The following is a 25,701-nucleotide window of genomic DNA, read 5'->3' as shown; positions in this document are numbered from 1 at the left end:
CCTTAATACTTGTAAAATCCTTCTTTTTTTCTGTGAAAAATGTTTAGTAAGAAGAAGTCATAACTAAAATAACCATAGAAATTCTATGGTTATTTTTAAATTAATTTTAATCATTATCTTCCAATAAAAAGATATTTTCCACTTTTTTTTCGAAATATTTTGCAATTTTTAAGGCCAACACTGTAGAAGGTATATATTTTCCGGCTTCCAGGGCATTAATAGTCTGTCTTGAGACCCCTATTATTTTTGCGAGATCTTCCTGAGTAATATTCTTTACAGCCCTTTCTATTTTAATCTTATTCTTCATTGTTTAAGCAATACATAATTAAATCTGAAAATATACAGAACCAGTGGTAAAAATATAATGAGAATCATTACGGTAAAAAATGCGATTCCGAATACGGTCAGGAATAAAAGTAAAATAAGAGAATAGGTAACTGCTAAGCTCCAGAATACGGATTTTAACCTTAGACCAGAAATATATTCATCTTCAATTTTTTCTTTTGAGAATCCGATTAATATTCCTCCTATAATGATGAGTATTCCAAAGAGGTTTGGAAAGAGATCAATATTGGTTTTTGTAAACAATCCGTGCTTTTCATTGCTTAGAGGGAATCCTGAATTGTAAAAAACGGGTAAAGAAATTTCCGGCAAAGTAAAAAGGTTAGCCAGGGAGACTATTCCCATAATCAAAGAAGGGATAAAAATAAACCAGCCGATTTTTTTGAAATGATTTGGTAAAAGTTTTAATGTATTTTTCATAATCTATTTTTTGGGTATTCAAATGTAATAAATTTTTTACAAAATGTAAAGGCTATTTTACTTTTTTTAAATAATAAAAACCGCAGAATACTCTGCGGTTTCCCTAGTTTTTTAATTGTTTACTATTTGCTATGCTTCACAAGCTGAGCAAGTAACAAAGTTTACCATCAGTTCTTTAGAAACTGAAGAGCTTCTCTGATAATATAATGTTTTCACTCCTTTTTTCCATGCTTCAATATAAAGATAGTTTACATCTTTTACAGGCATGGTGGAAGGAATCTGTAAGTTCAGTGATTGAGCCTGGTCAATATATTGCTGTCTTTGTGCTGCTTGAGAAATGATCTCCATCGGAGAAATTTCTTTAAAGGTTTTAAATACAGCTTTTTCTTCTTCAGTTAATTCTTTCAAATGCTGAACAGAACCGTGATTCAACATGATGGTTCTCCATGTTTCTTCGTTGTCAAGACCTTTTTCTTCTAATAATTTTGCCAAATACTTATTCTTACGCATAAAGTTTCCTTTCGCAAGACCTGCTTTATAATAATTGGAAGCAAACGGCTCAATTCCAGGGGAAGTCTGTCCTAAAATCGCAGAACTTGAAGTCGTAGGAGCAATAGCCATGGTTGTGGTATTTCTTAATCCGTATCCTTTAAGTAATTCCGGTTCTCCGTAGATGTTTGCAAGCTCTCTTGATGCCTGTTCCGCCTGTTCTTTAATGTGTCTGAAAGCTCTTGCGTTGAACTGAGTTGCTTCAAAACTTTCAAACGGAATCATATTTTTCTGCAGGTAAGAATGGTAACCTAAAACTCCTAATCCAAGCGCTCTGTGACGCATTGCGAAGTTTCTGGCTCCCTGAAGATAATAATTACCTTCCGTTTTGTCGATAAATTCCGATAAAACAGCATCAAGGAAATAGATTGCCAGTTTCACAGCGTCAGTATCTTTCCATTCATCATATAACTCTAAGTTCATAGATGATAAACAGCAGATGAAAGACTCTTCCATAGAGGAAGGAAGCATAATTTCAGAACAAAGGTTACTTGCATTTACAGGTAATCCTAAGTCTTTATAAACTTGTGGTTTGTTTCTGTTTACGTTATCTGTGAAGAAGATATAAGGAAGTCCTTTTTGCTGACGGCTTTCCAAAACTCTTGCCCAGATTTTACGTTTTTCCATATCTCCATCGATCATATCCTGCATCCAGTAGTCAGGAACGCAAATTCCCGTAAACAGGTTTTGGATAGGACTTCCGATGTCTTTAATAGATAAAAATTCTTCAATATCTCCGTGGTCGATATCAAGATAAGCTGCAAAAGCTCCTCTTCTTACTCCGCCCTGAGAAACAACATCCATTGCGGTATCAAACAATTTCATGAAAGAAACCGCTCCCGAAGATTTCCCGTTATCCGTTACTGCAGTTCCTCTGTTACGAAGCTCTCCGAAATATCCTGAAGTTCCACCCCCGATCTTTGTCTGCATGATTACTTCACCCATTTTGTGAGTGATTCCTTCGATGCTGTCAGGAATATGAACATTGAAACAAGAAATAGGAAGACCTCTCTGCGTTCCCATATTGGCCCAAACCGGTGAAGAGAAGCTGATCCATCCTTTTGTGATCATCTCTTTGAATGCCGGCTGAAGTTCAGGTTTATATAATCTCTTTGCAGCTGCAGTCGTAATTCTGTCGATAGCTCCTTCCACAGTTTCGCCTTTCAGCAAATAGCCTCTGTTTAGCATTTGCTCAGACTCTTCATTGAGCCACCATATATTTGAATTTTGTTCTTCCATAGTCTTTATATTTTCGAATTCCTGAATGCTTTTACACACTCAGGAATTTTGTTGTTGTTTTATATTGATTGTAAAATTTCTACTTTATGCGAACCGTTCAATCCGCTTTCATCTCTTAATCTTTGAAATTCTTTAAAAGATGGAACGTTCAAAACCTCATGCTGTACCTCTTCATTGATATAGTTTGAAGAATGTAAAAATGTAACGCCATCTTCTTTCAGATATACTTTATACTCAAAATTGTTCTGGTCTAATTTTTTGAAATCATCCAAAAACTTCTGAATATTCGCCTTGTTTTCTGAAACGAATTCCGGTTTTACGGTATAGGTTACGAGTACATTAATCATGTTTTGTGTTTGTTTTTGATGGCTTTTGTCATTCCGAGGAACGAGGAATCTTTTTTAGAGATACTTCGACTTCGCTCAGCATGACATCACTAATACTAACTGCTTTGACGCTCGCTTCGCTCGCGCTTTTTCTAAAACTAGAAAAGATCGTTCGCAGTAATACTCTTATCGTGTTTCGTGTAATCTACCGGTCTTTTTGCAAAGAAATCATCCATAGAGTTAGCAAATACTTCTTCTTCGAACCAAACCATTGGTCTGTATTGTTCCGGAGAAACGTTGTATTTTGTTCTCATGTTGATTTTCTTTAAGCTGTCATCAACACGGTATTTCATGAAGTTTAATAGGTCTTCTTTTGAGAAAACGCTTAATTCACCTAATTCGAAGATCCAGTCAAGGATTTCGCCTTCCAGTTCTACGGACTGATCAACCAAAGTATAAATATCTTCGATATCTGAATCCGTTAATAAATCAGGTTGCTCCTCACGGATTTTGTTGATTAAATAGATTCCTGCATTGGCGTGAATCTGCTCGTCTACAGAAGTCCAGGCGATGATATTGGAAACGTTCTTCATGTATCCTTTAAATCTTGTGAAAGAAAGGATAATCGCAAATTGAGAGAAAAGCGAAACGTTTTCAATCAGAATGCTGAATAATAAAAGAGAAGATACATATTCTTTAGGTGTTGCAGAATTAGCGTGTTTCAAAACGTTTGACAGAAAGTCAATTCTCTTTTTTACAGCAGGAATTTCTATTACGTTTGAAAATTCTTCATTATATCCTAAGACTTCCAAAAGTCTTGAGTAAGCTTCCGAGTGACGGAATTCACATTCTGCAAAAGTTGCTCCCAGACCGTTAAATTCAGGCTTTGGAAGGTGGTTGTACAGATTTCCCCAGAATGTCTTTACTGATACCTCAATCTGTGCAATGGCCAACAATGCGTTTTTTACTGCATGCTTTTCGTGAGGTTCAAGTTGTGAATGAAAATCCTGAACATCTGCAGTAAAGTCTACTTCCGAATGTACCCAAAACGATTTGTTGATCGCTTCTACAAATTGAAGAACCTCCGGATATTCAAATGGTTTATAACTTACTCTTTTATCAAAAATTCCCATATTAAAATAATGTCTTTAAAAATTTACAAAAAACGATCCGTGTGAATAACATTCAAGAAATAAATAATGGATTGATTGTCAAATGGTTGCTTGGTAAACTTATCCACCTGAATTTTCCTTCATCTCTTGTGACCTGCGAAGCACAAAGTTAGAAAACGACAATCTATTTTGAAAGGGGAAAAGCTTAAATGTTTGAATTTTAAAGGTAAAAGTTTTCCACATTTGTTAGGAACCTGCTCTATCATTGGTTTCGAGATACTTAGCTTATGAAATTAAATGTTTTGTGATGCTTTTAATTAAACGTTTTATTTTAAATGATTGGTTTTTAGTTTTTTAAATATTAAACAGAGAAATATTTTAATTAATTGTAATTCTTGTAACAAAATAAAAATATCTCCTACTTATAATAAAACTAAATGAAATCACTTAATGTTAGTAATTCAAAATTTACATAAGTCATACGATACGGGTAAGAGTAAACTGCACGTTCTCAAGGGAATCAATCTGAATATTGAGGAAGGGGAATTTGTTTCTATTATGGGAAGCTCTGGTTCCGGAAAATCTACTCTTCTTAATATCATCGGTATTTTGGATGAAAAAGATTCGGGGACTTATGAATTGGATGGTGTTCCTATTGAGCACTTGTCTGAAGTGAAGGCTGCGGAATATAGAAGTAAGTTTTTAGGATTTATTTTTCAATCTTTTAATTTGATCGGCTACAAAACTGCATTAGATAATGTGGCACTTCCTTTATATTATCAGAATGTACCGAGAAAAGAGAGAAATCAGAAAGCTATGGAATATTTGGAAAAAGTAGGGTTGGCTCAGTGGGCGAATCACCTTCCGAATGAGCTTTCCGGGGGGCAAAAACAAAGAGTTGCTATTGCGAGAGCTCTGATCACAAATCCCAAAGTCGTTTTGGCAGATGAACCTACTGGAGCTTTAGATTCTAAAACGACGCACGATATTATGAAGCTTCTTCAGGATATTAACAATGAAGGAAAAACAATCATTGTTGTAACGCACGAACCTGATGTAGCTGCGCAAACGAAGAGAAATGTTATTCTGCGTGACGGGATTATAGAAAGTGATGCATTTATAAAACAAATTGTTTTATAGATTATTTAAACTCAACAATGAAAGAGCTTGAATATTAAAGTCAGTAATAATGCTTTAATATTTCAATTTTTTAATCTTTTAATAATAAAAAAATGTTCGACCTAGATCGTTGGCAGGAAATATTCAGTTCCATTCGCAGTAATGTATTGCGAACGGTGCTTTCCGGTTTTACCGTGGCTTTAGGGTTATTTATTTTTATTGTGCTTTTCGGAATCGGAACGGGACTTCAGAACGCCTTTACACAAGGCTTTGCGAGAGATGCCCAGAATCTGATTTCAATCGTTACAGGAAAAACAACCATTGCCTATAAAGGACTTCAATCTGACAGAATTGTCACGATGAATAATTCTGACTACGATTTCCTGGTGAATGTAGATAAAGAAAAAGTAGGAAGCTCTACACCAAGATATACCGCGAACTTATTAGTTAAATATGGTAAAGAAAGCGGGAATTATCAGATTAATGGAGCTCAGCCTGAAGAGAAAATCATCGAAAACCGGAAAATGTTGGACGGGCGTTATCTGACGCCGACAGATTTGGAAAGAAAGCAGAATGTTGCCGTAATCGGAAGAATGGTGCAAAGAGATTTAATTAAAAATGGAAGTCCGGTTGGGAAAGAATTAAATATAAACGGTACAATGTTTAAGGTGGTAGGTGTTTTCTCTGATGACGGCGGTGACTGGGATGAAAGACATATTACAGTTCCTATCACGACTTTGCAGCAAATGAAAAAAGGTTCTGATACGGTTAGCATAAATTATATCGCTTATAATGATAAATTAAGTCCGGAGGAAGCTATAAAATATGGAGACGAATTAAAAGAAAGATTAAAGGCCAGAAAAAATGTTTCTCCTAATGACGAAAATGGTGTAAGAGTCTGGAATAATGCTAAAAACATGAATGATACATTTACTTTTATGGCCGTTCTTACGGCGATTGTAGGATTTATAGGTATGGGGACATTGTTGGCTGGGATTATCGGGATCAGTAACATCATGGTTTACATCGTAAAAGAAAGAACTAAAGAAATAGGGGTTCGAAAGGCTATTGGTGCAAAACCGAGAAGTATTGTTGCTCTGATTGTTCAGGAAAGCGTTGTGATAACAGTAGTTTCAGGATTTGTGGGAGTAGGACTGGGTGTTTTAGCTTTAAATTTAATCGGAAATAATCTCGAAGAATACTTTATTAAAAGTCCGAGCGTAGGATGGGGAACGATTATTATGGCGTTTGTTGCGCTGGTTTTTTCAGGATTGATTGCAGGGTTTGTACCGGCATACAGAGCATCAAGAATTAAACCGATTGAAGCATTAAGAACGGAATAATTCAGGCTGAAAGTGATCATTAATAATTTCATCATTAATAATTAAATAAAGTGAACATAATATTTAAAAAAGATACTTGGCAGGAAATTTATTATTCATTGAGGAATAATAAGCTTCGAACATTCCTTACCATGATTGGTGTGGGTTGGGGTATGTTTTTGTATGTAAGTTTGCTTGGGGCGGCAAAAGGAATGGAAAACGGTTTCGATAAATTGTTTTCGGGATTTGCAACAAACTCTATTTTCCTTTGGGCTCAGAATACATCGATTCCTTACGACGGTTTTCCTAAAGGAAGACAGGTTCATCTGAAGCTTGAAGATATTGAAATATTGAAAAGGAAAATTCCGGAAATAGATTACATTTCTCCACAGAATTCAAGAGGAAACTTTGGAAATGCAGGAGAGCAAATGTCCAGAAACGGAAAATCAGCTACCTATACTTTAAATGGCGATTATCCTTTGGGAAATAAAATTTCAGAGAAAAAATTAATATTCGGAAGATATCTCAACGATGCGGATATTTCGCAAAATAAAAATGTTGTAGTCATTGGAGAAGAAGTTTACAAAAACTTTTTCGATGCTAAAAAGAATGAAAATCCATTAGGAAAATCCATTAATATCAAAGGTATTTTCTTTAATGTGATTGGAGTTTTCAGAGTGAAAAAAGGAGGAGGAATGGAAAATGATCAAACGGTTTTTATCCCGCTTTCAACTTTTACAAAAATGTATAACAACGGTGATAAAGTAGATTTTTTCGCTATTGTAAGCAAGCCAAATGCGGATGTAAATAAAGTGGAGGAAAAAGTAAGGCAACAGTTGAAATCCAAAAATAATGTATCGCCGGATGATACGAATGCTTTCGGAACTTTTAATCTTGGAAAAGAATTTAAAAAACTGACAGGATTTTTATCGGGAATGCAGCTTTTAACGATTATTGTAGGAACATTAACGATTCTTGCGGGAGTAATTGCCATCTCAAATATTCTTTTAATTACGGTAAAAGAAAGAACTAAAGAAATTGGGATCAGAAGAGCTTTAGGAGCAAAACCTTCTGAAGTAAGAAACCAGATTTTGCTGGAGAGTGTGGTCATCACGCTTTCATCCGGATTGCTCGGATTCATGTCGGGGATTTTTGTATTAATGATTTTAGATATTGCTACAAAGGGACAGGATTCCTTTCCGTTTTATAATCCGACAGTAAATTACGGAAACGTTTTCGCGGCAATGGCGGTAATGGTTATTCTGGGATTAATCATCGGAATGATTCCGGCACAGAGGGCTGTAAAAATAAGACCTATTGAAGCTTTAAGAACGGAATAATTTGAAAATGAATCAATTTGAAAATTTGATAATAAAAAAGTAATCTTGAATTTTTCAATTTTTAATAAAATTTAAAAAATAAACTATACATATGAAAAAGAAATTCACTTGGAAAAAAGCCATTTACATTTTCTTGGGGCTTTTATTTGCAGTGGCTTTATTCTCGGGAATCGGGTATTTGGTGAAATCGAATTCTAAAGAGAGCGAGGCTTTCCTTACTCGTAAACCTACCATTCAGAATATGGATGATAAAGTGATGGCAACCGGAAAAATTGTTCCGAAAGAAGAAATTGAAATCAAACCGAATATTGCAGGAATCATTGATAAAATCTTGGTAGATGAAGGAGATAAAGTGGAAGTAGGACAATTGATTGCAACGGTAAGAATTGTTCCCAATCTTTCTGATGTGAACAGTGCACAGCAGAATGTGAGTAATCAACAACTTCAGATTAGCAATGCAAAGTTGAACGTAGATAATATGAGAAAGCAATTTGATATGCAGGCCAAATTGTATAATCAAGGAGTAGTTTCAAAGCAAGATTATTTAAATGCGCAACAACAATTGTATTCTCAGGAGCAAACGCTTAAAAATGCTCAACAGGCTTTAGTAACTGCACAAAAAGCATTACAGATCGCAAAAACAGGTTCAACACCTGAATTACAAGGTTTAGCAACGACACAGATCCGTTCAAAAGCTTCAGGAACAGTACTTGAAGTGCCTGTAAAAGTAGGAAGCCAGGTAATTGAAGCCAACTCTTTCAACGCAGGTACAACAATTTGTTCTATTGCAGATCTTAATTCTTTGATTTTCCAGGGGGAAATTGACGAAGCTCAGGCTGGAAAATTAAAACAGGGAATGAGCATGAATATCATAATTGGTGCTTTACAAAACAAAACTTTTCCAGGCAAACTTACTATGATTGCTCCTAAAGGAAAAGATACGAGTGGGACAATAAAATTTCCTGTGGAAGGAGATGTTCAAAACCCGAACAATGAATATATCAGAGCCGGTTTCTCAGCGAATGGGGAAATTGTACTGAACTCTCAGAAAAATGCTTTATTATTGGATGAATCTCTAGTTCAATATGAAAAGAAGAATGGAAAAGATGTTCCTTTTGTAGAAGTGAAACAAAAAGACGGAAAATTTAAAAAGACATACGTTAAACTGGGAGCAAGCGATGGGATTAATGTTCAGGTTCTTCCAGGATCAGGAATTGACCAGAATTCTGAAGTGAAAGTTTGGAACCCGTCAGATAAAGACAAAGAAGAGCTTAAAGAAAAATCAAAAAAATAGTAAACTAACACTATAAATTTTTAAACTGTGATCCTGAGATATTTTTGCTCAGGATTTTTTTTTTAAAATTGTTTTATTATCAGAAAAATAGTGATATTAAAATACTATTTGTATTTATTTTGAAATATAGTGTGAAAAGAAGTAATAAAACCTTATTCTGAAATGTCTTACTTTTATGAAGCAAACCATTTTTATGAAAAAAGAATATCTGATCCTTTTCCTTTTTGTTTTGGCAAAATTCATCCTGCAATATTCTATAATCGATCCTGAATACGAACTCCACCGCGACGAATATTTACACCTGGACCAAGGCGATCATTTAGCTTGGGGATATTTATCGGTTCCGCCTGTAAATTCTTGGTTAGCTTTTATTGTTAAATTTTTAGGCAATTCTTTATTTTGGGTTAAGTTTTTTCCTGCACTGTTCGGAGCTTTAACAATTGTTGCTGTCTGGAAAATTGTCGAGGAGTTAAAAGGAAATTTCTATGCTCAGATTTTAGCTTCAACCGGAATTTTATTATCAGTTTTACTTCGTTTGAATATGCTTTTCCAGCCGACGTCTCTCGAAGTTTTGCTTTGGACAATGTTGTATTATGCTTTAATTAAATATTTCAACTCGGAAAAAATAAAATGGCTTTACATTGCAGCCATCATTTTCGGGATAGGTTTTCTGAATAAATACAATATTGCATTTTCGGTTTTAGGATTAATTCCGGCGATGTTGATAACCCAACAACGTAAAATTTTCCTTCAAAAGCATTTGTACTTTGCTGCATTATTAGCTTTGCTGATTATTTTGCCTAATATTTTATGGCAGTATCATAATAATTTTCCGGTCATTCTTCATATGAAGCAGCTTTCGGAAAGACAGCTGGTGAATGTCGATCGTTTCAATTTTGTTAAGTCTCAGATTCTGTTTTTCTTTGGGGTGATTTTTGTGATCGTTGCGGGATTTTATGCCCTTATTTTTTACAAGCCTTTCGAAAAGATCAGATTTCTGTTTTGGGCATACGTTTTTACGATTGCACTGTTTTTATTTTTCAAGGCCAAAGATTATTATGCGATAGGACTTTACCCTGCCTACATTGGCATAGGTGCGGTCTTTCTTGCTCGTCTTTTTGATAAAGGCTGGAAGAGACGTGTTGTAATGCCGGTTGGTATTTTAATTCCTGTCTTGTTGTTTTTGCCTTTATACAATCTGGCTTTCCCGAATAAAAGTCCTCAATATATTGTAGAGCATCCTGAAAATTATAAGAAATTCGGTTTGCTTCGCTGGGAAGATGGCAAAGATCATTTTTTGCCGCAGGATTTCGCAGATATGCAGGGTTGGAAAGAAATGGCTCAAAAAGTGGATAAAGAATATTCAAAACTGTCAAAATCCGGGAAAACCTTAGTTCTTTGTGACAATTACGGACAAGCCGGAGCAATTAATTATTATTCCAAACAGAAGGTAAAAGCAGTTTCTTTCAATGCGGATTATCTTAATTGGTTTGATCTAAGTGAAAAATACGTCAATGTGATTCGGGTGAAAGAACCGGGGAACGGTAGAAATGAATTGAAGGAGACAAGTCCATTTTTCAGAAAATCTGAAATAATAGATTCAGTGACCAATCCTTTTGCAAGAGAAAAAGGAGCAACCATTTTCAATTTCGAAGGAGCAAAAACAGATATAAGGAAAAGATTACAGGATGAAATTAATGAAGAGAAAAACGGTTATTAACATTGAATTATATGTTAATATTTAGTTTCTGTTGATCAAGAGCAATTTTTACAATATCCTGAAATAAATCCATTGAAAGTAGCAGACTGATAACCTTGCGGAAGTTTTACATCAACTTCGTTTGGCAGGCATTCGATTTTTCCGCAGGTTAAGCATTTGAAATGAAAATGATTGTGCTGATGTTTTTTCTCCGAACAATTTACACAAAACGCAAAATAAAATTTTCCGTCATCTCCTAAGATTTTGTGAACAATTCCGTCTTCACAAAAACTATTCAAAACTCTGTAAATCGTTGCACGATCTACGGCTTCTCCCAGTTCTTTCTGTAAAATTTCCTGACTTACAGCAGATTTTGAGTTCTTTAAAGAGTCCAGAATCAACTGTTTTGTGATGGTATTTCGTTTTGCCATACTGCAAATATAAAAATTATTATTGCGATCAAGTCGCATTAGTGAAAATTTATTTACCTTTGCAACTATCAACTATCAACTATCAACTATCAACTATCAACTATCAACTATCAACTATCAACTATCAACTATCAACTATCAACTATCAACTATCAACTATCAACTATCAACAAGAAATATTATGGAAACTAAATTTGATGTCATCATTATAGGAGGAAGCTATGCAGGATTATCTGCCGCAATGACTTTGGGAAGATCTTTACGAAACGTTTTAATTATAGACAGCGGAAAACCTTGTAACCGACAAACTCCACATTCGCATAATTTTATTACGCAGGATGGGAAAACTCCGAAAGAAATTTCTGATCTGGCTAAAGAGCAGGTTTCTAAATATGAAACGGTAAAATTTCAAGATGGAGTAGTGGTTAAAATTTCAAAGAATGGCGAAAAATTTCAAGTTGAAATAGAAAAGGGTGAAATATTTTATGCTAAAAAATTAATTCTTGCGTCAGGTGTAAAAGATGTAATGCCTTCCATTAAAGGATTTGCAGAATGTTGGGGGATTTCCGTGATTCATTGTCCATATTGTCACGGATATGAAGTAAAAGGAAAAGCTACCGGAATTATGGCAAATGGTGATCTGGCTTTTGATTTTACCAAGCTTGTTTATAATTTAACGAAAGAGGTGACTTTATTTACAAATGGAAAATCGGCTTTAACTGAAGAGCAGCTTGAAAAATTCAATCAGAATAAGATCGACATAGTTGAGGATAAGGTTATAGAAGTTGTGCACAGAAACGGACAAATACAAAAAGTGATTCTTAAAAGCGGAAAAGAGATTCCTTTGGAAGTCTTATATGCAAAAATCCCTTTCGAACAGAATATCAAGACTGATGATTTAGGAATTGAATTGAATGAACAGGGATTTATCAAAGTTGATGGAATGCAGAAGACCAGTATTTCTGGAATTTTTGCCTACGGAGATAATGTTACAATGATGAGATCGGTTGCCAATGCCGTTGCACAGGGAAACTTTGCAGGTGCTGTTGTGAATAAAGAACTGTCGGAAGAAGAATTTTAAACTTTTATATACTTTTATATAATATTATATCCTTTCAATTTTTGAAAGGATTTTTTAGAAATAAATTGGCCGGGAAAATTTATTATCGTAATATTGCGATATATTTTTAAGTAATGGGAGCGACCAAAGCCGATTTTTTTACCGAACAGCAAAATAAAATGGCAGCAATAGCGAAAGCATTGGGACATCCCGCACGGATTGCCATCATTGAATATTTATTAAAAGTAAATGAATGTATCTGCGGAGATATTGTAAATGAACTTCCATTGGCACAGCCAACTGTTTCTCAACATCTGAAAGAATTGAAAAATGCAGGATTGATTAAAGGAAATATTGATGGAAAATCAATTTGTTACTGTATTGATGAAAAGGCATTTGAAGTTTTGAATGTATTTTTTTCTAAGGTAATCTCTTCCGTAAAAAAACAGAATTGCTGTTAAAATTTTTTGGAATAAATAATCGTAATATTGCGATATTGCAATTTAAAATAATAAAATATGACACTAGAACAAATCAAAGAAATACTTCCGACATTGGATAATGTGGAGTTTAAGCTTGAAAACGGACAGGTTGTTCCGGAGCATTTTCATGTAACAGAAATCGGAATGGTTACTAAAAACTTTATTGACTGTGGCGGAACGATCAGAAAGGAAGAAAAAGTGAATTTTCAACTTTGGAATGCCGATGATTATGAACACCGTTTAAAGCCGATAAAATTACTTCAGATTATTCATCTTTCTGAAGAAAAATTAGGGATAGGTAATTTTGAAATTGAAGTGGAATATCAGGCTGAAACGATCGGTAAGTATGATCTTGATTTTAATGGAAGACATTTTATTCTCAAAAATAAAACTACGGCATGTCTTGCTGAAGATGCATGCGGAATTCCTCCGCAAAAACAAAAAATAAATTTGAGTGAATTGTCCGGAAATAAAAAAAACTCTTGTTCGCCTAATTCAGGCTGTTGCTAAAGCATGAAAATCCCATTGATTAAATACAGAAAACCATTAATTATCACAACCTCAGTTATTGTTTTGCAGCTTATTTTCGGATTTGATCCTAAGTTTTGCATCATCAATATCATTTGGCTATTTGTTTAAAATATGAAAAAGAAAATATTGGTACTTTGTACCGGGAACAGCTGCAGAAGTCAGATTGCAGAGGGATATTTGAGATATTTTGCCCAGGGAAAAGCTGAAATTTACAGCGCCGGAATAGAAACTCATGGCGTAAATCCCAAAGCTGTTGCTACTATGAAAGAAGATGGAATTGATATTTCCCATCACACTTCTAACCATATTGAGGAATATAAGGATATTAATTTTGATTTCGTCATTACGGTTTGTGATCATGCAAAAGAAAATTGCCCATACTTTCCAACTAGAGCTTTAAAATTCCATCATAATTTTCAGGATCCGGCTAAAGCTACAGGAATATCTGCAGAGATTGATCAGCAATTTAGAAATGTTCGTGAAGAAATAAAGAAATATTGCGAGAATTTCATTAAAGAAAACATTTATTAAAGCAATTTGATATGTTTTAAAACTAAAAATCATATTTACCAATGCTGAAATCTCGCTGAAAATTTCGTACTTTTGGCATGAAAAATTTCAAAAACTAAAAGTAAAATGGACATAATTTTCGACCTGATTGAAAAAGAAAGACAAAGACAAACCCATGGAATTGAGATGATTGCATCTGAGAATTTCGTTTCTGAGAACGTCATGAAAGCAATGGGAAGTGTGTTGACAAACAAATATGCTGAAGGGTATCCCGGTAAAAGATATTACGGAGGTTGTGAAGTAGTAGATGAGGTTGAAACTTTAGCGATCAACAGAGCTAAAGAGCTTTTCGGAGTAGATTATGTAAATGTTCAGCCACATTCCGGTTCTCAGGCAAATGCGGCAATTTATCTGGCAGTTTTGAAACCTGGAGATAAAATCATGGGAATGGATCTTTCAATGGGAGGTCACCTTACTCACGGTTCTTCGGTTAATTTTTCAGGAATTCAGTATGATGTAGTGTCTTACGGAGTTCAAAAAGAAACAGGTCTTATCGATTACGATCAGATGAGAGAAGTGGCGTTGAGAGAAAAACCAAAAATGCTTATTGCTGGATTCTCTGCGTATTCAAGAGATCTGGATTATGCTAAATTCAGAGAGGTTGCGGATGAGATCGGAGCTACACTTTGGGCAGATATTGCGCATCCTGCAGGTTTGGTTGCAAAAGGACTTTTAAATAATCCGTTCGAGCACTGTCATGTTGTTACGACTACAACTCACAAAACTTTAAGAGGTCCAAGAGGAGGAATGATTATGATGGGCAAAGATTTCGAAAATACTTATGGTCACAAAACACCAAAAGGAGAGATTAAGATGATGAGCCAGGTTCTTGACGGAGCTGTTTTTCCAGGAATTCAAGGTGGTCCATTAGAGCATGTGATTGCAGGTAAAGCGGTTGCTTTCGGCGAGGCTTTGGATGATCAGTTCTTAACGTATGCAAAGCAGGTTCAGTCTAATGCTCAGGCTTTGGCTAAAGCAATGATCGACAGAGGATTTGATATTGTAAGTGGAGGAACAGACAATCACTTAATGCTTGTTGATCTTAGAAATAAAAATGTAAACGGTAAGGAAACTGAAAAAGCTTTGGTTCTTGCTGATATAACTTGTAACAAAAATATGGTTCCGTTTGATGATAAGTCGCCATTTACCACTTCCGGTATCAGATTGGGAACTGCGGCGATCACGACCAGAGGATTAAAAGAAAACGATATGGATACTATTGCAGGATTAATTTCTGAAGTGGTTGACAACATCAAAAATGAAGAAGTGATTACTTCTGTAAGAAAGAAAGTTAATGAATTGATGGAAGGTAAAGCATTATTCAATTATTAATATTTATCTTCGTTACAATAATATAGAGAATGGGCGTTTGCTCATTCTTTTTTTATCTCTAAAGTATGGAAAAGAAATCTTTTACTTTTGATGAAATTAAGCTGAAAATGGTAAACTACTGTGTTTATCAGGACCGCTGCCATGCAGAAGTGGAGCAAAAAATGAAGGAATTTCTTTTAATTGATGAAGCTAAAGAAGAAATATTGCTTTATCTGATGAAAGAAAATTATTTAAATGAAGAAAGATTTACACGAAGTTATATCCGTGGAAAATTTTACATCAAACATTGGGGCAGGAATAAAATTAAGCTGAATCTCAAGCAGAAACAGATTTCTGAAAAACTCATTAATTTCTGTTTTGACGAAATTGATGAAATGGATTATGAAGCAACTCTTCGAAAAATATATGAAGATTACTACAGTAAACAAAAAGGATTGAAAGAATTTCATAAAAAATCAAAAACCATTAAATATCTTTTAAGTAGAGGGTTTGAATATGATGAAATTTTACATTTTATTGATACTTAACATTTATATAATTTTGATATTCTTGCTTTTTAAGAAAAAATATATAGTTTTGCCATATACTTAAAAATAAAACTATGATTTCAAAATTACAACCTCTGTCAAAGATGACTTTAGCATTTTTGATGGCGCTCTTTTCGGTTTGGACGTGGGGGCAGAAAACTTATCAATTGGTAACAAGTACGGCTGACTTAGTTGCTGGAAGTAAATACTTAGTAGTAAGTAGAGGAACAGCTGGAGCAGGTTATGCATTGGGGTATCAAAATACAAACAATAGACCCCAAGCTGCAGTTACAGTTAATTCATCATTGCAAATAACAACTAATGTTGCTTCAACATCTTCAGATCAAAGTAATCCTTATGAAACTACACTTGGTGGAACGTCTGGAGCTTGGACGCTTTATGATGCGGCAAATTCAGGATATTTATATGCGGCAAGTAATAGTAGTAATTATTTGAAGAATCAATCTACGTCTACAACTTGGACAATAACAATTGCAGCTAGTGGTAATGCTGCAACAATGACTAGCCAATCTGGCGTTGGTAATAATATTTTAAGATATAATAATACTAGTGGCTTATTTTCTTGTTACAACTCAGGGCAATCTTCTGTATACTTATATAAAGAAGTTCCTGCTGTTGCTCCTATTGTAACAGGGAGTAATCAAACTGGAAACGTAGGTTCTGCGTTTTCTTATCAAATACAGGCAACAAATTCGCCAAGTTCTTATGCCGTAGCTAGCGGAAGCAATTTACCTGGAGGGCTTTCATTGAATACAACTAGCGGGCTTATTTCTGGGACACCTACAACGGCAGGTACTTTTGCAACAGATATTACAGCTACAAATGGAGCAGGAACTTCTATACCTGCCACAATTAACTTTACAATTGCTAAAGGAACACAAATATTAACAGGTTTTGTAGATCAATCAAAATATTTGAGTAATACTCCTTTTACATTCCCGGCAAATACAACAAATGCCAATTTGGCTGTAACTTATGTAAGTTCGAATCCTTCAGTGGCAACGGTTTCAGGAAATACAATCACAATTACAGGCGTAGGAACATCAAATATTACAGCTACTCAAGCTGGTGATAATAATTGGAATGCCTTCAGTCAACAAATTGTTTTAACGGTCACCAATGATCCAGTAACTTATAATGGAGTGGGAAGATTTGAGAAAATTACTTCCTTAGCAGATTTAGCAGATGGCTATTATGTAGTTGTAGGCGACGGAACAAATGCTATGAATACAACAGTTGCAAGTAACAAGTTGCAGGCGACTACAGTTAGTGTTGTAGGTAATCAAATTGCCAATCCAGCAACGTCTATTGTTTGGAAGGTACAAACTGATGCAGGAAATATTAAAACAATTTTTAATGAAACAGCAAATAGATATGTTTCCAATTCAGGTACTGGTAATGCAGATTTATCATTAGTTGCTTCAGTATCTGGGAATGGACAAAAATGGGGAGTAAGTTTGGTTTCGAGCTTATTTAGATTAACAAGTCAAGCGGATATAACTAGAGCTTTGATTTACAATGGTGCCATATTTGGAAAATATGCTACAAGCAATGTTGATGGATTCGCTTATTTTGATTTAGAGCTTTACAAAATGGTTGAATCTACAACTTGGAATGGCTCTGCATGGTCAAATGGAAATCCAGGAAATAAAGATGTTATTATTACAGGGGTATATTCAACAACTTCACAACCGGCTTTCACTGCTAAAAATATTACTATTAAAAATGGGGGTGTCTTGGAAATTACTTCTGGGAATACTATTGGTGCAGCTTCAGTTACGGTAGAAAACGGAGGAAACTTTATTCAAAGAGATGGTTCTACTTTAACTAATACAGGAGCTTTTAATGTATTGAAAAACACTACAAGTGCAGCTAACAAATATGTATTCTGGGCGTCGCCAACGGTTTCTCAAAATATGTATGGAATTCATACATCTACACCTCAGTATGTAATGACTTATGATAGTGCAACAGATTTTTACACAACTTTGAGTAATCCTACAGCTTCTACACCTGGAGTAGGTTATTCAGTGAAAATGCCTTCAGCAAATGCTATAGCTACTTTTGGAGGTGCTACTGCACAACCAAATAATGGAAATATAGCTGTTACATTAAATAATACATCCACAAACAAATATAATTTGATTGGAAATCCATATCCGTCGAATCTTGACCTGAATGCATTTTATAATGCAAACTCTTCTTCTGTGAATTCTACATTCTGGTTCTGGGATAATACAAGCAATAATGTAACCACACAAACAGGAAATACAACAACCAATGTAGGATATGCTACATATAATGCGGCAGGATCTGGTACCTGGACAGAAGCTCCGTCTTCTTTAGCATCACATTCAGGAAGTTCGGCAGCAGTAGGACAAGGTTTTATTGTTGAAGCAACAGGAACTACAGCAACATTTACCAACGCAATGAGAATTTCCACTACAGGAAATACATTTAATAAATTAAATGGTAATGATACAGGTAAGTATTGGTTAAAATTGGCAACACCTTATGGAAGTTATACTTCTTTGGCTGTTAATTATGAGGCAGGAGCACAGAATACATTTGATAAGTTTGATTCAAGAGCCATGGGAATCGGATCAGATGCTTTTTATAGTACTGTGGGTACTGAAAAACTGGTAATTCAAGGAAAAGCACCATTTACCATTGATGATGTTGTGCCATTAGGAAATAAACATTTTGAGGCGGGTAACTTTGTGATTTCACTGACTCAAAAAGAAGGTATTTTCAATAACGGGCAGGCAATTTATCTTCATGATAAAGAATTAGGTATTTATACCAATCTTCAAAACGGAAATTATAGTTTCTCAGCTAACACAGGTGAATTTACGAACAGATTCGAAATTGTATACAAATTTGGAGCTTTAGCAACACAGGAAATTGAAAAAACAACTCTTGAAGTATATAAAGATGGAGAAGACTTCGTAGCAAGAAACTCTAAAAACATTGAGAAAATAGAAATATTTGATGCTTCAGGTAGAAAAATAGTAGAATTAAAACCTAACGCGAGTTTTGCTAAATTCAAATTAGAAATAAAAGGAATGTATATTTTGAGAGCAATATCGGGAGGTAAAGAGTATACAAAAAAACTAATTAAATAAGAAAAAAATATGAAAAAGATACTAATTATAAGTTCGATAGTTTTCTCGGGTCTTAGTTTTGCACAACATTCAGATAATCCTTATATATATGATGAACCATCACAAACATCAGAAGTGGGAAAAAGTCCGGCTGACCCCGGAGATCCTTCTGCACCAATAGATGAGCAAATTCCATTTTTAATAGCAGCAGCTATAGGAATGGCGATTGTTTTCGCTAAACGCAAAAAAACAGTTGATTCTTTTTAACAGCATATTTAATCCCGAAGCCGATTAGCTTCGGGATTTTTATATAACATTATTATTTTGCTGAAAAAATAGTAATTGAAATAAATGATTAAATTGCTGGCATAGAGATATATTTCTATTGCTAAATAGTTTTTTTTGATTGTTTTTAAAGTAATATTTACCAAATGAAAAATAAATTCAAGACTAAGTGATAAGAATGAATAATATTATTATCTTTGTCCCAAAATTATAAAACCAATTGATGTTGAATGAAAAAGCTGCTTGATGCTTTTAGGGTACTGTACGATGGGGATAACATATTGAAGATTACCAAGTTGAGATATGTCCCTCGTTGGTTAGTTATTGTCATAGATGTTCTTATTGTACTGTTTTCTATAGTGCTTTCTTCTCTGTTTTTAGAGAAGCTCCATGTAAGAGACAGTTTTCCAGAATATACATTTCAAAAAATAAGTGTAGTACTTTTTATTAATGTACTGTTTATGTTTGTATTTAAAACGTATGCGGGTATTATAAGGCATTCAACTTTTTTTGATTTCTTTAAGATTATGTTTTCCTCTGGAAGCACTTTAGTTTCTCTATTGGTTATTAATTATTTTTCAGAAACAATGTTTGGAAAAGCTCCTTATCTTTATCCTAATCTGTTTCTCTACTTTTTTATTTCTGTTTCTGCGATGTTCTTTTTTAGAATGGTAACAAAACAGTTTTTCAATATGTTGATTGATTATAAAGGGTTTTCATATAAAGTAAAGGTTGCTGTTATAGGAGTGGGGGATGCATCGGTTTCGGTAGCGAGAGCTATTATGCATAATCCTAGCTATCCTTACAGATTATATGGTTTTCTGACAAAGCGCTCAGATTCCAACCGTGCAATGTTATTAGGGCATAAAATCTATAATCAGGAGTATTTTTTTAAAAACGAAAATTTAATCAGAAAGTTTGATGCGGTATTGATTATTAAGGAAATCATGACCAAGCAGGAACTTGAAGAATGGATGACTTTAGCATTGGATAATGGTTTAAAAGTTTTGAAAGCACCTTCATTGAGTAAAATGAGAGATTCTGATTTAGTAGGTGGGATACGTCAGCTTCAGATTGAAGACTTGCTAAACCGTAGACCTATCAAAATTGAAAATGAAGAAGTGAAAAAAAGGCATTTTAACAAAAATGTTTTAGTAACAGGTGGGGCGGGATCTATCGGAAGCGAGATTGTACGACAAGTAGCTCAATTTAGTCCTTCTTTAATTGTAGTTCTTGATCAGGCTGAATCTCCTTTGTATGAACTTGAATTAGAATTGCTGGAGAAATTCCCGAATCAGAACTTTAAATTTGTACTGGCGGATATTTCAAATAAATATAGACTAGAAAAAATATTTAAAGACCATCAGTTTTCAATGGTCTATCATGCTGCGGCTTACAAGCATGTACCCATAATAGAGGATAACCCTCACGAAGCAATTTTTGTTAATGTATTAGGAACTAAAAATGTTGCTTTACTTTCCAAAGAATATAAAGTCAATCGTTTTGTAATGGTTTCTACAGATAAAGCGGTGAATCCTACAAATGTGATGGGGGCATCAAAAAGAGCAGCAGAACTTTTTGTACAGTCTCTACAAAATTCTGAAGATAATACCACTAAGTTTATTACAACACGTTTTGGAAATGTACTGGGATCAAATGGTTCGGTAATTCCTCATTTTAAAAAACAGATTGAAAAAGGAGGTCCAATTACGATTACCCATCCTGATATTATTCGTTACTTTATGACAATTCCTGAAGCATGTGAATTGGTATTACAGGCTGGTACAATGGGTAATGGAGGTGAAATCTATGTTTTTGATATGGGTGAACCTGTTAAAATTTTAGATCTGGCAAAAAGAATGATAAAACTGTCGGGATATACTCCTGATTTGGATATTAAGATTAGCTTTATAGGTTTAAGACCAGGGGAAAAATTATATGAAGAATTGTTGAGCGATAATGCAACTACAGTTTCTACCCATCACGAAAAAATTATGATTTCTAAAGACCCTAGCATAAGTTTTGAAAAGATTAATTTGCTGTGTTTACAAATTATCAAATCAGCAGTTAAAAGAGATAGATTAGAGGTTGTTAGAATATTGAAAGTCATAGTTCCAGAATTTATAAGCAACAATTCAGAATTTGAAATTTTAGATGCTAAAAATGAAGAATTTATCATTCCATAATATTAGCTGACAGAAAATATAAATTCGCGAATTATAATAAAATTAATTCTTTAGCGACTAACTTTAGTGTTAATAAAAAATAAAATTAAGATTTTAGTTTAAAAAATAATAATCATATTTTTGTGAAAAATATATTAGGAATGAATTGGAAAAATTGTATTTGGGGCGCTGTGCTGTCGGTGTTATTGTTTTCATGTGGAACAAGACAGGAGATCAACTATATGAAAGATATTGAAAACCTAGCATTAGATAATTCCATTAAGAATAGCAGAAGTACTTTGCAGCCTGGAGACCAATTGCTGATTACGGTTTCTGCAAAAGACATGGATGTGGTCAAGCCTTTTAATCAGACATATTCATCGGGTACTACAATTACACAATATTCTACTCCAAGTTCCAATAATCTTCCTCAACAGATTCCTGTTTCGGGGCCTACCTACAACGTTGATACTGATGGGAATATCGTATTTCCGCAAATAGGAAAGGTAAATACCAAAAATGAAAATCTGGAAACATTCAGACTGAAACTGACAGATTTAATTCGCGAATATGTCAAAGATCCTGTAGTAGATGTCAAACTTATCAATTTTAGGGTTTCTGTATTAGGAGAAGTTGCAAGGCCGGGAACTTATTTGGTTCCTGATGGAAATGCTACCTTGTTAAGTGCGTTGGGATTAGCTGGAGATCTTACGGCTTTTGGAATCAGAACTAATGTATTGGTGGTAAGAAATATTGATGGCCAGTTTACCAAAGAAAGGATTGACCTTACAAGTGCTCAATTCATCAACTCTCCATATTATTATTTAAAACAGAACGATATCATTTATGTACAGCCAAATGCCAACAGAGAAAAAGCGGCAAGGGTAGATCCGAATACTGGGTTATATATATCTATTGCATCTGTTATTGCTTCTTTAGCAATCGGTATTTTAGCATTAACAAAAAATTAATTTTACACACCTAATCATTTATAGTGGATCAGAATTATTTGGATCAGAATCAGGAAGAGTCTTTAAACTTGAGGGAATTAATTAAACCTTATCTGCACCGTTGGTATTGGTTTATCATTGGAGTTATTATAACAATTATTGGGGCTTGGTTTTTCTTAAGATATAGTGTTCCTGTTTATAATACGGAAGAGACATTACTTATTAAAGAAGTTAAAAAATCTAGTTCGGGACAACCGGAATTATCGGTAATTTCAGAATTAAGTGGGATTGGCGGAATGGGAACTAACTCAGTAGATAATGAAATTGAGATTTTTAAATCCAAAAAGCTGATGCTCTCTGTGGTGAAAGAACTGGGATTGGAAACAAGTATTTATGCCAAAGGAAAGATAAAGGATACAGAGTTATATCAAGAAACAGCACCGTTTACGGTAAGAGTGATTAAAGAATTTCCTAAGGTTAAATATCCACCCAAACAAGTATTGGCATCAATACAAAACGGACGTATTGTATTAAAATCAGAATCTTTTAAGCAGGATATATATGCAGATTTCAATAAAGCAATAAGATTACCTTTTTGTATTGTAATTTTTCAGAAAAATCATCATTTTGAAAAGACTTCAAAAGATGAAGGAAAATATGCTTTACAGTTTATGTCGGGAATAAACCGTACAAGAAATCTTTTGAGTAAGTTGAATGTTACTTTGGTACAGAAAGAAGCAACAGTTCTTAAAATTTCAATGAATGATATTGTTCCGGAAAAAACAGAAAATATTCTGAATCATCTAGCAATTAACTATAATAAGGAAGCAATTAATGATAAAGGTTCCGAAGCACAAAAAACAGCAACATTTATTGATGAACGAATCAGGCTTATTGGGCAGGAGCTTGGGAAAGTAGAAAATCAAAAAGAAGATTTTAAAGTTAAAAATAACATTGCTGATATTCAGACTGAGGCTGAAATTTCACTAAAAAGCGTTGCTGCTACTCGGGATACTCAGTTAGAGAACGAATCACAGTTGGAATTGGTGAATAGTCTAATAAATTATTTGAACAGACAAGGAAATTTTCAGGTACTGCCATTAAATGTAGGATTGAAAGATTCAAATACAGCTTCAGATATTGCAGCATACAATCAGTTGGTGATTGAAAGAAACCGATTGTTGGAGAATTCTACTACGGCAAACCCATTGGTACAGGATATTACTAAGCAGATCAACGGAATGAGAACTGCTATTGGAGCGAGCCTGCAGAAAAGCAAATCAGCGTTACAAATTACTGGGTCCAATATCCAGATGGAGCAGAACCGTCTTTCAGGGATGATTTCTAAAATACCGGTACAGGAGAAGTTATTCAGAAGTATCGAAAGACAGCAGAATATCAAAGAGCAGTTGTATTTATTATTATTACAGAAAAGGGAAGAGGCGGCTATTTCATTGGCAATTGCAGCACCAAAAGCACGTATTGTAGATGATGCATTAACAAACCCTATTCCTGTCTCTCCTAAAAAAATGATCATTTATTTGGCAGCCTTAATAATTGGTTTACTGATTCCATTTGGAATAATTTATTTAATAGAACTGTTTAATAATAAGGTACAGACAAAACACGATATAGAAAAGTTATCTGAAAGAGCATCTGTGATTGGTGAATTGCCATCAATGGAAAAAGGTGATCCTGAGCTGGTACAGTTGAATGATGTATCGCCACTGGCAGAAGCTTTTCGTATTCTGATTACCAATCTGAATTTTATGTTACCCAAAAATAAGAAAGGGAATGTTATTTTCGTTACGTCTACAGTGAAAGGAGAAGGGAAAACATTCACTTCGGTGAACTTAGCTTTAACCTTGGCTACCCCTAGAAAGAAAGTAATTATTATTGGTTCTGATATCAGAAATCCTCAACTACAAAGATATAACGAAAGTAGGCGAGGATTAATAGGGCTTTCAGAATTTATGTATGATAACCAGATGAAGTCTGCGGAAATAATTCATCCAACATCATTTAATCCATATTGTGATGTGATTTATTCAGGAGCTATTACACCGAACCCAACAGAACTATTGTCAAATGGCAGATATCAGGAATTGGTTGAAAGCTTGAAACCGCACTATGACTATATTATTCTAGATACAGCACCATTGATGCTGGTAACAGATTCTTTCTTGATTGCGGATGTAGCAGACGTTACAGTATATGTTACAAGATCAGGACATACAGAAAAAGAGCTAATTAAATTTGCCAATCATCAAATCAAGGACAAAAAGATTCATAATGTTGGATTTGTTCTGAATGATGTATCAAAAATGAATAGTGGCTATGGCTATGGGTATAAATACGGCTACGGTTATAATGCAGATGTTAAAAAATCTTGGTGGAAAAAATTGATGAATTAATTTATAATAATCACCATTTTTAGTAGGTTCTTGGTATAAATTATTCCAAGTAGAATCAAAAAGTTAAATTAAGAAATATAAGAACGTTAAACATAAATGAAAAAAATTTTAATAACGGGAGGAGCCGGATTTATTGGTTCTAATCTTACCGAATATTTTTTAAATAAAGGATATGAAGTGCGCTGTTTAGACAATTTTGCAACCGGGCACCGTCATAATATAGAATCCTTTCTTCAAAACCCGAATTACCAATTGATTGAAGGAGATATTCGTGATTTGCAAACCTGTCATACGGCGGTTCAAGGAATAGATTATGTTTTGCATCAGGCTGCCTTAGGATCGGTACCTCGCTCCATTAAAGATCCGATTACAAGTAATGAGGTAAATGTATCCGGATTTCTAAACATGTTAACAGCAGCTCGCGATGCTAATGTTAAACGTTTTGTTTATGCTGCCTCTTCATCTACGTATGGAGATTCTGAATCTCTGCCTAAAGTTGAAGAAGTGATCGGTAAGCCGCTATCACCATATGCAATTACAAAATATGTTAATGAACTATATGCAGATATTTTTTCTAAGACATATGGAATAGAATGCATAGGGTTACGATATTTTAATGTATTTGGTCGTCGTCAGGATCCAAACGGAGCTTATGCAGCGGTAATTCCTTTATTTGTAAAAAAATTAGTGAATCACGAATCACCTGTAATCAACGGAACTGGAGATTACTCTCGTGATTTCACTTATATAGACAATGTGATTCAAATGAATGAATTGGCAATGTTAACAGAAAATAAAGACGCAATTAATACAGTATATAATACGGCAGTTGGAGACAGAACAACATTGAATGATCTGGTTCAATACTTAAAACAGTATTTGAGCAACTTCGATGAAAAAATTGCTGATATTGAGATAATATATGGTCCAAATCGACAAGGGGATATCCCGCATTCATTGGCTTCTATAGAAAAAGCAAAAAAATTATTAACATTCCAACCCACACATACGATTGATAAAGGCTTAAAAGAGGCTGTACAATGGTATTGGGAAAACTTAAAATAATA

At 34.3% G+C, this 25,701-nt stretch carries 23 protein-coding genes; 17 read left to right on the top strand and 6 right to left on the bottom strand.

The genetic code is table 11. The annotated features are described in order from the left end of the window. Positions 1–106: 106 nt before the first annotated feature. The 5 genes from P0Y62_09305 to P0Y62_09285 all read right to left on the bottom strand — a co-directional run bounded on the left by P0Y62_09305 (position 107) and on the right by P0Y62_09285 (position 4,009). Positions 107–307, bottom strand: a complete 201-nt coding sequence (locus tag P0Y62_09305; protein ID WEK71749.1) for a helix-turn-helix transcriptional regulator — start codon at positions 305–307, stop codon at positions 107–109. Continuing rightward, positions 304–762 carry a hypothetical protein gene (locus P0Y62_09300; protein ID WEK71748.1) on the bottom strand — a complete coding sequence of 153 codons (459 nt, stop codon included), beginning with the start codon at positions 760–762 and terminating at the stop codon, positions 304–306. Before P0Y62_09300 ends, P0Y62_09305 begins: the two co-directional genes overlap by 4 nt. Before the next feature lie 129 nt (positions 763–891). After that, positions 892–2,559 (bottom strand): ribonucleoside-diphosphate reductase subunit alpha, encoded by a 1,668-nt coding sequence (locus P0Y62_09295; protein WEK71790.1) that lies wholly within the window; start codon positions 2,557–2,559, stop codon positions 892–894. Positions 2,560–2,609: 50 nt separating this feature from the next. Next, positions 2,610–2,897: a hypothetical protein gene (locus tag P0Y62_09290; protein ID WEK71747.1), complete on the bottom strand. Its 288-nt coding sequence runs from the start codon at positions 2,895–2,897 to the stop codon at positions 2,610–2,612. A gap of 137 nt (positions 2,898–3,034) precedes the next feature. Next, entirely contained in the window at positions 3,035–4,009 is a 975-nt protein-coding gene (locus tag P0Y62_09285) for a ribonucleotide-diphosphate reductase subunit beta (protein WEK71746.1), read from the bottom strand. Between the two features lie 429 nt (positions 4,010–4,438). Between P0Y62_09285 and P0Y62_09280 the strand changes: the two genes are divergently transcribed. The 5 genes from P0Y62_09280 (at position 4,439) to P0Y62_09260 (ending at position 10,783) form a co-directional block, all read left to right on the top strand. Further along, positions 4,439–5,128 (top strand): ABC transporter ATP-binding protein, encoded by a 690-nt coding sequence (locus tag P0Y62_09280; GenBank protein ID WEK71745.1) that lies wholly within the window; start codon positions 4,439–4,441, stop codon positions 5,126–5,128. A gap of 92 nt (positions 5,129–5,220) precedes the next feature. Further along, the gene (locus tag P0Y62_09275; GenBank protein ID WEK71744.1) at positions 5,221–6,450 is read left to right on the top strand and encodes an ABC transporter permease; all 1,230 of its coding nucleotides are present in this window, start codon (positions 5,221–5,223) and stop codon (positions 6,448–6,450) included. Between the two features lie 50 nt (positions 6,451–6,500). Beyond that, positions 6,501–7,769, top strand: a complete 1,269-nt coding sequence (locus P0Y62_09270) for an ABC transporter permease (GenBank protein ID WEK71743.1) — start codon at positions 6,501–6,503, stop codon at positions 7,767–7,769. 91 nt (positions 7,770–7,860) lie between these two features. Continuing rightward, the gene (locus P0Y62_09265; GenBank protein ID WEK71742.1) at positions 7,861–9,063 is read left to right on the top strand and encodes an efflux RND transporter periplasmic adaptor subunit; all 1,203 of its coding nucleotides are present in this window, start codon (positions 7,861–7,863) and stop codon (positions 9,061–9,063) included. Between the two features lie 193 nt (positions 9,064–9,256). After that, positions 9,257–10,783, top strand: coding sequence for a glycosyltransferase family 39 protein (locus tag P0Y62_09260; GenBank protein ID WEK71741.1), 1,527 nt, complete (start codon positions 9,257–9,259; stop codon positions 10,781–10,783). Positions 10,784–10,818: 35 nt separating this feature from the next. On the opposite strand, the gene P0Y62_09255 is transcribed toward P0Y62_09260, so the two are convergent. Next, entirely contained in the window at positions 10,819–11,193 is a 375-nt protein-coding gene (locus P0Y62_09255; GenBank protein ID WEK71740.1) for a transcriptional repressor, read from the bottom strand. Between the two features lie 181 nt (positions 11,194–11,374). On the opposite strand from P0Y62_09255, the gene P0Y62_09250 reads away from it, so the two are divergent. From P0Y62_09250 to P0Y62_09195, 12 genes are all read left to right on the top strand, one after another. Beyond that, positions 11,375–12,274: an NAD(P)/FAD-dependent oxidoreductase gene (locus P0Y62_09250; protein ID WEK71739.1), complete on the top strand. Its 900-nt coding sequence runs from the start codon at positions 11,375–11,377 to the stop codon at positions 12,272–12,274. Positions 12,275–12,387: 113 nt separating this feature from the next. Beyond that, on the top strand, positions 12,388–12,714 hold the full coding sequence (locus P0Y62_09245) for a metalloregulator ArsR/SmtB family transcription factor (protein WEK71738.1): 327 nt from the start codon (positions 12,388–12,390) through the stop codon (positions 12,712–12,714). Between the two features lie 57 nt (positions 12,715–12,771). Continuing rightward, on the top strand, positions 12,772–13,245 hold the full coding sequence (locus P0Y62_09240) for a DUF6428 family protein (GenBank protein WEK71737.1): 474 nt from the start codon (positions 12,772–12,774) through the stop codon (positions 13,243–13,245). A gap of 132 nt (positions 13,246–13,377) precedes the next feature. Next, positions 13,378–13,797: an arsenate reductase ArsC gene (locus P0Y62_09235; protein ID WEK71736.1), complete on the top strand. Its 420-nt coding sequence runs from the start codon at positions 13,378–13,380 to the stop codon at positions 13,795–13,797. Between the two features lie 105 nt (positions 13,798–13,902). Beyond that, the gene (locus tag P0Y62_09230) at positions 13,903–15,168 is read left to right on the top strand and encodes a serine hydroxymethyltransferase (GenBank protein ID WEK71735.1); all 1,266 of its coding nucleotides are present in this window, start codon (positions 13,903–13,905) and stop codon (positions 15,166–15,168) included. 65 nt (positions 15,169–15,233) lie between these two features. After that, positions 15,234–15,695, top strand: coding sequence for a regulatory protein RecX (locus P0Y62_09225; protein ID WEK71734.1), 462 nt, complete (start codon positions 15,234–15,236; stop codon positions 15,693–15,695). A 74-nt stretch (positions 15,696–15,769) separates the two neighbouring features. Further along, complete coding sequence (locus P0Y62_09220) at positions 15,770–18,841, top strand: putative Ig domain-containing protein (protein ID WEK71733.1); 3,072 nt, start codon at positions 15,770–15,772, stop codon at positions 18,839–18,841. Positions 18,842–18,850: 9 nt separating this feature from the next. Further along, a complete protein-coding gene (locus P0Y62_09215; protein WEK71732.1) occupies positions 18,851–19,087 on the top strand; it encodes a hypothetical protein in 237 nt (78 codons plus the stop codon). A 248-nt stretch (positions 19,088–19,335) separates the two neighbouring features. After that, entirely contained in the window at positions 19,336–21,291 is a 1,956-nt protein-coding gene (locus P0Y62_09210; GenBank protein WEK71731.1) for a nucleoside-diphosphate sugar epimerase/dehydratase, read from the top strand. A gap of 140 nt (positions 21,292–21,431) precedes the next feature. Further along, positions 21,432–22,241: a polysaccharide biosynthesis/export family protein gene (locus P0Y62_09205; GenBank protein ID WEK71730.1), complete on the top strand. Its 810-nt coding sequence runs from the start codon at positions 21,432–21,434 to the stop codon at positions 22,239–22,241. 23 nt (positions 22,242–22,264) lie between these two features. Then, positions 22,265–24,634, top strand: coding sequence for a polysaccharide biosynthesis tyrosine autokinase (locus tag P0Y62_09200; protein ID WEK71729.1), 2,370 nt, complete (start codon positions 22,265–22,267; stop codon positions 24,632–24,634). A gap of 96 nt (positions 24,635–24,730) precedes the next feature. Next, positions 24,731–25,699 carry an SDR family oxidoreductase gene (locus P0Y62_09195; GenBank protein ID WEK71728.1) on the top strand — a complete coding sequence of 323 codons (969 nt, stop codon included), beginning with the start codon at positions 24,731–24,733 and terminating at the stop codon, positions 25,697–25,699. The last annotated feature ends 2 nt before the right edge of the window (positions 25,700–25,701 follow it).

This window comes from Candidatus Chryseobacterium colombiense, assembly GCA_029203185.1.
In the GTDB taxonomy this organism is placed as follows: Bacteria; Bacteroidota; Bacteroidia; order Flavobacteriales; family Weeksellaceae; genus Chryseobacterium; species Chryseobacterium colombiense.
Note: the sequence above shows the minus strand (reverse complement) of the source record. Positions and strands in the feature narration are given on the sequence as shown.